Below are 7,599 nucleotides of genomic sequence, written 5' to 3'. Positions count from 1 at the left end.
GGGACTCGGGACTCGGGACTCGAAGAGCGTACGCAGTAGCGCGGGCTGATGGGCACCTCTAATAACTATGCGAGACCTCCTGTAGGAGCGGCTTCAGCCGCGACGGGCTTTCCCGGGAAAGCCCGTCGCGGCTGAAGCCGCTCCTACGAAGGTGGCACGACATGTTCGCTTGAGTCGCGGCAAAGTGCGTGATTAGAGGTGCCCTGATGTCGCACACCGGCGATCATCGCCTCCGGTAGCGATGCGTCATTCCGCGTTGCGCGTCGAGGCGCCAAGGACGCCTCGGTCGCGCCTGTTCTCGGTCGAGCGCCGTGTGCTCGATCACTGCACGATCTCCGCGCAACCACCCGATCACGATCTCAACCTTGGCCTTGATGGTGAACGCGGCCAAAGCGGACGCATGTGGTTCCCTTCAGCGCGGCGTTGTTTCGCCGCGATACGCCTTGCAGAGCACACAGCCACATTGCTGCGGGATGTCGCTGACGGCGGCGGCAGCGGCGCCGGCGAATCGATTGCGCTCCCAATGGCGCCTGCCGACCTTTCCCCGCACGTGCGCGAACACCGAAGAACTTACACGCCGGAGAGATGAGCGACGCTCGTGGACACCCGGACAAACCACGACATCCTGTTTCCCCTATCGTCGTGTCGCGGCGCCATCGCCGCTCTACCGACACGCCTACTGCAAGCGTGCGAACGCGCCATCGATCGCCAGCCAGCGCACATCCCGTGCTCAGTCTTCTCGCAGCGGACAACGCATCGCCACCCGCAGGTGCATGGGGAAGCCGAGTGCGGCTTCCTGGCGCCAGGTCGCGCGCAACTGTGGTCCCCACTGCGCAGGCGGCAGCTCGACAAAGCCCTCGCTGGCGTAGAACGGGGCATTCCACGGCACGTCGCGCAAGGTGGTCAGCAGCGCGCATTGGAAACCAGCAGCTGCCGCTGCGGCGCACGCATGCCGCAGCAACGCCCGACCATGGCCGCGGCGCCCGTAGCGCGGATCCACGTCCATCTGCTGCACGTGGAAGCTGTCGTCCAGGCGCCCGCCGAGTAGATAGCCCACGCACCGGTCCTCCTCGTCCAGCGCCACCCACAGCTGTCCGCACGCCAACCCGGCACGCAGCGCCTCCGCATCCAGTGCATGCCGCGCGAACACGGCCTGCGCCGGATGGCCCAGCAGCAGGGCGCCGGCGCGCCGCTCGATCTCCGGCAAACGCGCCAACTCCTGCTCGCGCGCCAGACGGATGCGCCCGGTCATGCCTCAGTCGCGCTTGCCCGGGCGTTTCCAGCCTTCGACGGTTTCCTGGCGTACTCGCGCCACGCTCAGCTTGCCGGCCGGCGCGCTGCGGGTGATCACCGAGCCGGCGCCGATGGTGGCGCCGTCGCCGATCTCCAGCGGCGCCACCAGCGCGCTGTTGGAGCCGACGAACACGCCATCGCCGATCACCGTCTGCGACTTGTTGACGCCGTCGTAGTTGCAGGTGATCACCCCGGCGCCGACGTTGACGCCGCTGCCGATGGTCGCATCGCCCAGGTAGGTCAGGTGATTGGCCTTGCTGCCGACGCCGAGCACCGCCTTCTTGGTTTCGACGAAGTTGCCGATGTGCACGCCGTCGGCCAGCACCGTGCCCGGGCGCAACCGTGCGAACGGGCCGATCTGCACCGCGCCCTCGGCGACCACGCCTTCCAGGTCGCAATGCGCACGCACCTCGGTGCCCGGCCCCAGCACCACGTCCTTCAGCCGCACGAACGGGCCGATGCTGACGCCGTCGCCCAGTTCCACCTCGCCTTCCAGGATCACGTTGGCGTCGATGCACACGTCGTGGCCGACACGCACGCGACCGCGCTGGTCGAGGCGGTTCGGGTCGATCAGTTGTACGCCTTGCTCGCACAGCGCACGCGCCGCACGCAGCTGCCAGGCGCGTTCCAGTTGCGCCAGTTGCCACGGATCGTTGGCGCCCTCGGCCTCGATCGGATCGGCCACCAGCACCATCTCCGCCGGGGTGAACTCGGCGGCCGCGGCGGCGAACACGTCGGTCAGGTAGTACTCGCGCTGCGTATTGTCGTTGCGCAGCTGCGCCAGCCAGCGCTTGAGCGCGGTGGACTCGGCGGTGACGATGCCGGTGTTGATGGTGCGGATGCGCCGCTGCTCGTCGTCGGCATCCTTCTGCTCGACGATCGCCGCGACCTTGCCGGCGGCGTCGCGCACGATGCGGCCGTAGCCCGTGGAATCCTCCGGTTCGGCGACCAGCACCGCGACGCGGCCGGGCGCATGCAGCAGGCGGGTCAGGGTCTCGGCACGGATCAGCGGCACGTCGCCGTACAGCACCAGCACCGTGGCCGCGTCGGGCACGGCCGCCATCGCCTGCTGCACCGCGTGGCCGGTGCCCAGCTGTTGCGCCTGCTCGGCCCACAGCAGGTCCGGCTGGTCGGCGAACGCCGCCAGCACCGCGTCGCCGCCGTGGCCATGCACGATGTGGATCGCGTCCGGCTGCAATTGGCGCGCGGTCTCGATCACATGCGCGAGCATTGGCCGGCCGGCGATCGGCTGCAGCACCTTGGGCTTGACCGACTTCATCCGCTTGCCCGCGCCGGCGGCGAGGATCACGACGTGCAGGGGCAGGCTCATGGACGGTTCCGGTGCGGGTGGACGACGGATTCTAGTGGGTGCCGGCCGCATCTGCCGTCACGGCCGCAGCACGCGCGGCGGGCTGTACATCGACGCGGCAGGCGCTAGCATGCGCGATCGTCTTCTCCTGCGGATGTTCATGGGTCTCCTGCGCCAGGGCAGCCAGTTCCTGCTGATCGGCCTGCTGCAACTGCTGGTCGACTGGAGCGTGTTCGTCGCCGCCACCGCAGCCGGCATGCCCACGGTGCCGGGCAACGTGCTGGGCCGCGTCTGCGGCGCCCTGCTCGGCTTCTGGCTCAACGGCCGCATCACCTTCGCCAACGGCGACGCCGCGCGCCTGGGCTGGCGGCGCTTCGGCCGCTTCATGGCCATGTGGCTGGTGCTCACCGCACTCAGCACCTGGCTGGTGGCGCTGTGCGCGCACGGGTTGGGCCTGCGCCTGGCCTGGCTGGCCAAGCCGCTGGTCGAAGGCATGCTGGCGGTGGTGTCGTTCTTCCTCGGCCGGCAGTTGGTGTATCGCTAGCGCTGGCATGCCCAGCGGGCATAAGGGCGGCATCGCTGCGCGCGATCGGCATCGATGGCTGTCGGGGCTGAAGCCCCTCCCACAAGAGCAAGCGAATGCCGGAAGCATCCCTGTGGGAGCGACTTCAGGGGACCTCGAACAACCACGGAGTCCCGTTGTAGGAGCGGCTTCAGCCGCGACACGCTCTACCGCGAACGCCCGTCGCGGCTGAAGCCGCTCCTACGAGGATAACGACGTGTCCGGCTGCGCCGCGGCAACGCGCGTTACTAGAGAGACCCTTCAGTCGCGACGATCGAAGCCCGAACGACGGGCCCGCGTCAGGGGCGCTGATCGCCAGAGCAACTTCGCCTCCCTCCGATGCAGGCCATCCGTCGCCGGCCCGCCACCAAAAGCTCAGTGGCAGAAATCGCCAAGGCTGCGCACCAGCGCCGTGCGGTGCAGCTGGTCCAGTTGCCAACGCAGCGCATAGGCCTCGGCCGCGCGCGCGGTCGCCGCCGGGCAATCCGGGGCCTGGCGCACTGTGGCGCTGGCCTGCAGTGCATCCAGCATCTCGCCCTGCAGTTGGTCCAGGCGCGCGCGCAGCGCGGTCAGGTCCGGGCGCGGGCTGTTGGGCGCGCGACCGCGCAAGTGCCAGCGCGACAGCAGTTCGTACTGCACCAGCTTGTTGGATTCGATCTGCATGCCGAAGAAGCGCGCGGCATCGTCCGGATCCACGCCATGGGCCGGCGCCTGCTCGCGCACGCTCGCCAGCACCGCGGCCTCGCGCGTGGCATCCAGCACCGGCTTGCCGCTGTCCCACTTGCTCAGCGCGACCTGGTCGCCGATCGCATTGCGCTCGACGATGCGATCCAGCAGCGGTTCCAGCGGGGTGGCGCTGCGTGCGGGCAAGGCGCATCCCATCAGCATGGCACCGGCCAGCACGGCGGTCAGCGCATGCACGCAAGGACGAGGAACGGAAGCGGACAGGGGCATCTCGGTTCTCCGGTAACCGTCTGCGGGTGGGGGATGGACCGCAGATCGGGCGGCCATCTTGCCGCAGTCCACGGACCGGACGATGACCGCACGCGCGTCTTGTCGCATGGCGACACCACCGAGTCAGCGACCAGCAAGCCAGCGCCGTGCGCTGCGTCGCATTCCACCTGGATCGCGGGCTGCGCCGCAGGAATGCGATCTTCGCGGCGATCCATGCGCCTGCGCGTCAGCAGCGTGCGGCAAGCCGGGTCGCGCGGTGATCCCCCACATGCACGCGGAGGCAGCGTACGAAGGAGACCCACTCCTCTCCCAGACACGACAACGCCGGCAAACGCCGGCGTTGTCGTCGCATGCGGCGGTGAGGCCGCGTGGCGGTGAACTCAGTGTTTGAGGTTCTTGCGCAGGCGCTCCAGCGCCTGCAGCTGTGCGGTGACCTCGGCCAGCTTGGCCTGCGCCTCGGCGACGTCCATGCCTTCGCCGCGGTTGGCGAGCAGGCGCTCGGCTTCTTCCTTGGCCTTGCGCACCGACGCCTCGTCGATGTCCTGCGCGCGGATCGCGGTGTCGGCCAGGATCGTCACCACCTGCGGCTGCACCTCGAGGATGCCGCCGGAAATGGCGAAGTCCAGCTGCTCGCCGCTCGGGGTGGTCACCACCACCTTGCCGGGCTTGAGCCGGGTGATCAACGGCGCGTGCTTGGGCGCGATACCCAGCTCGCCCAACTCGCCGGTCGCGACCACCAGGGTGGCGTCGCCGTGGTAGATCTCATGCTCGGCGCTGACGATGTCGCAACGGATGGTGCTCATGGTTACCTCGCTGGCGCGAGGCGGGAGTGGGGAGTCGGGATTGGGGATTGGCCAAAGCGGCCGCGCCGCTTCGTCCTCACTCCCACTCCCTTGTCCTCGATGCCGCCTTGCGAATCCCTAATCCCGAATGCCGAATCCCGGCTCTTACGCCTTCTCGGCCATTTTCTTGGCCTTCTCGACCGCTTCCTCGATGCCGCCGACCATGTAGAAGGCCTGCTCCGGCAGGTGGTCGTATTCGCCGTCGACGATGGCCTTGAAGCCGCGGATGGTGTCCTTCAGCGACACGTACTTGCCGGGCGAGCCGGTGAACACTTCGGCCACGTGGAACGGCTGGCTGAAGAAGCGCTCGATCTTGCGCGCGCGCGACACGGCCTGCTTGTCCTCTTCGGACAGTTCGTCCATGCCCAGGATCGCGATGATGTCCTTCAGTTCCTTGTACTTCTGCAAGGTGGACTGCACGCGGCGGGCGGTGTCGTAGTGCTCGTGGCCGATCACGTTCGGGTCCAGCTGGCGGCTGGTCGAGTCGAGCGGATCCACCGCCGGGTAGATACCCAGCGAGGCGATGTTGCGCGACAGCACGACGGTGGCGTCGAGGTGGGCGAAGGTGGTCGCCGGCGACGGGTCGGTCAGGTCGTCCGCGGGCACGTACACGGCCTGGATCGAGGTGATCGAGCCGGACTTGGTCGAGGTGATGCGCTCCTGCAGCACGCCCATTTCCTCGGCCAGGGTCGGCTGGTAGCCCACCGCCGACGGCATGCGCCCCAGCAGCGCCGACACTTCGGTACCGGCCAGGGTGTAGCGGTAGATGTTGTCGACGAACAGCAGCACGTCCTTGCCCTTGCCCGAGGCGTCCTTCTCGTCGCGGAAGTACTCGGCCATGGTCAGGCCGGTCAGCGCGACGCGCAGCCGGTTGCCCGGCGGCTCGTTCATCTGGCCGTACACCATCGCCACCTTGTCCAGGACGTTGGAGTCCTTCATCTCGTGGTAGAAGTCGTTGCCCTCGCGGGTACGCTCGCCCACGCCGGCGAACACGGACAGACCCGAGTGCGCCTTGGCGATGTTGTTGATCAGTTCCATCATGTTGACGGTCTTGCCGACGCCGGCGCCGCCGAACAGACCGACCTTGCCGCCCTTGGCGAACGGGCACATCAGGTCGATGACCTTGATGCCGGTTTCCAGCAGCTCGGTGGCCGAGGACTGGTCTTCGTAGGTCGGCGCCGCGCGATGGATTTCCCAGTGGTCGCTGGCCTGCACGTCGCCGGCCTCGTCGATCGGACGGCCCAGCACGTCCATGATGCGGCCCAGCGTGCCGGCGCCGACAGGCACCGAGATCGCGCGGCCGGTGTTGGTGGCGACCAGGTTGCGCTTGAGGCCGTCGGTGGAACCGAGGGCGATGGTGCGCACGATGCCGTCGCCCAGCTGCTGCTGCACTTCCAGCGTGATGGCGGTGTTTTCGACCTTCAGTGCGTCGTAAATCTTCGGCACATCGGCACGCGCGAATTCGACGTCGACGACCGCGCCGATGATCTGAACGATCTTGCCCTGACTCATTTTGCTGCTCCGGTTAGCTTTAGTTCTGTCCGGATGGCCTGCGCCATCCCATGGATTTCGTGATTGGGGATTCGCGATTCGGGATTCGCAAAAGCGCGCTTCGCTGCTCTTGCCGATCCCGCCTCTCCAATCCCGAATCCCGGCACTTACACGGCCGCCGCGCCGCCGACGATTTCGGAAATTTCCTGGGTGATCGCGGCCTGACGCGCCTTGTTGTAGACCAACTGCAAGGTGCTGATCAGCTTGCTGGCGTTGTCGCTGGCCGCCTTCATCGCGACCATGCGCGCCGCATGCTCGGACGCCACGTTCTCCAGCACCGCCTGGTACACCAGCGACTCGATGTAGCGCGTCATCACGTGCTCGAGCACGGTCGCGGCATCGGGCTCATACAGGTAGTCCCAGTCGTGGTGCGCGACCTGGCTCTCGGCCGCCGGCAGCGGCAGCAGCTGGTCGAAGCTGGCCTTCTGCGTCATCGTGTTGACGAAGCGGTTGTAGACCAGATAGACGCGGTCCAGCTTGCCTTCGGTGAACGCGTCCAGCATCACCTTGATCACGCCGATCAGCTGCTCCACGCGCGGCAGGTCGCCCAGGTGGCTGACGCTGCCGACCATGTCCACCTTGAGCCGGCGGAAGAACACCGAGGCCTTCTGGCCGATGGTGACCACGTCCACGCCCGCGCCCTGGTCCTGCCACTGGCGCACTTCACCCAGCATCTTGCGGAACAGGTTGTTGTTCAGGCCGCCGGCCAGCCCGCGATCGGAGGAGATCACGATGTAGCCGACGCGCTTGACCGACTCGCGCTGCACCAGGAACGGATGCGTGTAGTCGGTGCTGGCCTGCGCCAGATGCCCGATCACCTGCTTCATCGCCTGCGCGTACGGACGCGAGGTCTTCATCCGATCCTGCGCCTTGCGGATCTTGGAGGCCGAGACCATCTCGAGCGCGCGCGTCACCTTGCGGGTGTTCTGCACGCTCTTGATCTTGGATTTGATTTCGCGTCCGCCTGCCATTACTCGCTCGCTCCGCTCGTGGGATTGGGGATTGGGGATTGGGGATTCGCTAGAGCTCCCAAACCCACCTCACCTACAAACCCAAATACCTGACTCTGGAGATCCGGAACGGTGATC

7 protein-coding genes are annotated in these 7,599 nt (G+C 67.4%); 1 reads left to right on the top strand and 6 read right to left on the bottom strand.

The features are described from left to right. Positions 1–730: 730 nt before the first annotated feature. Together ACP93_RS19680 and glmU are read right to left on the bottom strand one after the other, a co-directional pair. Positions 731–1,252 carry a GNAT family N-acetyltransferase gene (locus tag ACP93_RS19680; RefSeq protein ID WP_048492352.1) on the bottom strand — a complete coding sequence of 174 codons (522 nt, stop codon included), beginning with the start codon at positions 1,250–1,252 and terminating at the stop codon, positions 731–733. A 3-nt stretch (positions 1,253–1,255) separates the two neighbouring features. Continuing rightward, a complete protein-coding gene (glmU, locus tag ACP93_RS19675; protein ID WP_048492351.1) occupies positions 1,256–2,623 on the bottom strand; it encodes a bifunctional UDP-N-acetylglucosamine diphosphorylase/glucosamine-1-phosphate N-acetyltransferase GlmU in 1,368 nt (455 codons plus the stop codon). Positions 2,624–2,762: 139 nt separating this feature from the next. Between glmU and ACP93_RS19670 the strand changes: the two genes are divergently transcribed. Beyond that, entirely contained in the window at positions 2,763–3,146 is a 384-nt protein-coding gene (locus tag ACP93_RS19670; RefSeq protein ID WP_010343789.1) for a GtrA family protein, read from the top strand. A 393-nt stretch (positions 3,147–3,539) separates the two neighbouring features. Here ACP93_RS19670 and ACP93_RS19665 read toward each other — a convergent pair whose 3' ends face one another. From ACP93_RS19665 to atpG, 4 genes are all read right to left on the bottom strand, one after another. Then, positions 3,540–4,118: a chorismate mutase gene (locus ACP93_RS19665; RefSeq protein ID WP_106407149.1), complete on the bottom strand. Its 579-nt coding sequence runs from the start codon at positions 4,116–4,118 to the stop codon at positions 3,540–3,542. A gap of 380 nt (positions 4,119–4,498) precedes the next feature. Further along, a complete protein-coding gene (locus ACP93_RS19660; RefSeq protein ID WP_019796279.1) occupies positions 4,499–4,921 on the bottom strand; it encodes a F0F1 ATP synthase subunit epsilon in 423 nt (140 codons plus the stop codon). Between the two features lie 144 nt (positions 4,922–5,065). After that, positions 5,066–6,472 (bottom strand): F0F1 ATP synthase subunit beta, encoded by a 1,407-nt coding sequence (atpD, locus tag ACP93_RS19655; protein ID WP_048492350.1) that lies wholly within the window; start codon positions 6,470–6,472, stop codon positions 5,066–5,068. A gap of 146 nt (positions 6,473–6,618) precedes the next feature. Further along, a complete protein-coding gene (atpG, locus tag ACP93_RS19650) occupies positions 6,619–7,482 on the bottom strand; it encodes a F0F1 ATP synthase subunit gamma (RefSeq protein WP_048492349.1) in 864 nt (287 codons plus the stop codon). Positions 7,483–7,599: the final 117 nt, after the last annotated feature.

It is taken from the genome of Xanthomonas sp. NCPPB 1128 (genome assembly GCF_001043115.1).
Lineage (GTDB): Bacteria > Pseudomonadota > Gammaproteobacteria > Xanthomonadales > Xanthomonadaceae > Xanthomonas_A.
The sequence above is the reverse complement of the archived record's forward strand: the minus strand, read 5'-3'. Positions and strand labels throughout refer to the sequence as shown.

Coding starts and splice junctions, on each gene's coding strand:
- glmU (WP_048492351.1), bottom strand. CDS start 2,623: ATGAGCCTGCCCCTGCACGTCGTGATCCTCGCCGCCGGCGCGGGCAAG.
- ACP93_RS19670 (WP_010343789.1), top strand. CDS start 2,763: ATGGGTCTCCTGCGCCAGGGCAGCCAGTTCCTGCTGATCGGCCTGCTG.
- ACP93_RS19680 (WP_048492352.1), bottom strand. CDS start 1,252: ATGACCGGGCGCATCCGTCTGGCGCGCGAGCAGGAGTTGGCGCGTTTG.
- ACP93_RS19665 (WP_106407149.1), bottom strand. CDS start 4,118: ATGCCCCTGTCCGCTTCCGTTCCTCGTCCTTGCGTGCATGCGCTGACC.
- atpD (WP_048492350.1), bottom strand. CDS start 6,472: ATGAGTCAGGGCAAGATCGTTCAGATCATCGGCGCGGTCGTCGACGTC.
- atpG (WP_048492349.1), bottom strand. CDS start 7,482: ATGGCAGGCGGACGCGAAATCAAATCCAAGATCAAGAGCGTGCAGAAC.
- ACP93_RS19660 (WP_019796279.1), bottom strand. CDS start 4,921: ATGAGCACCATCCGTTGCGACATCGTCAGCGCCGAGCATGAGATCTAC.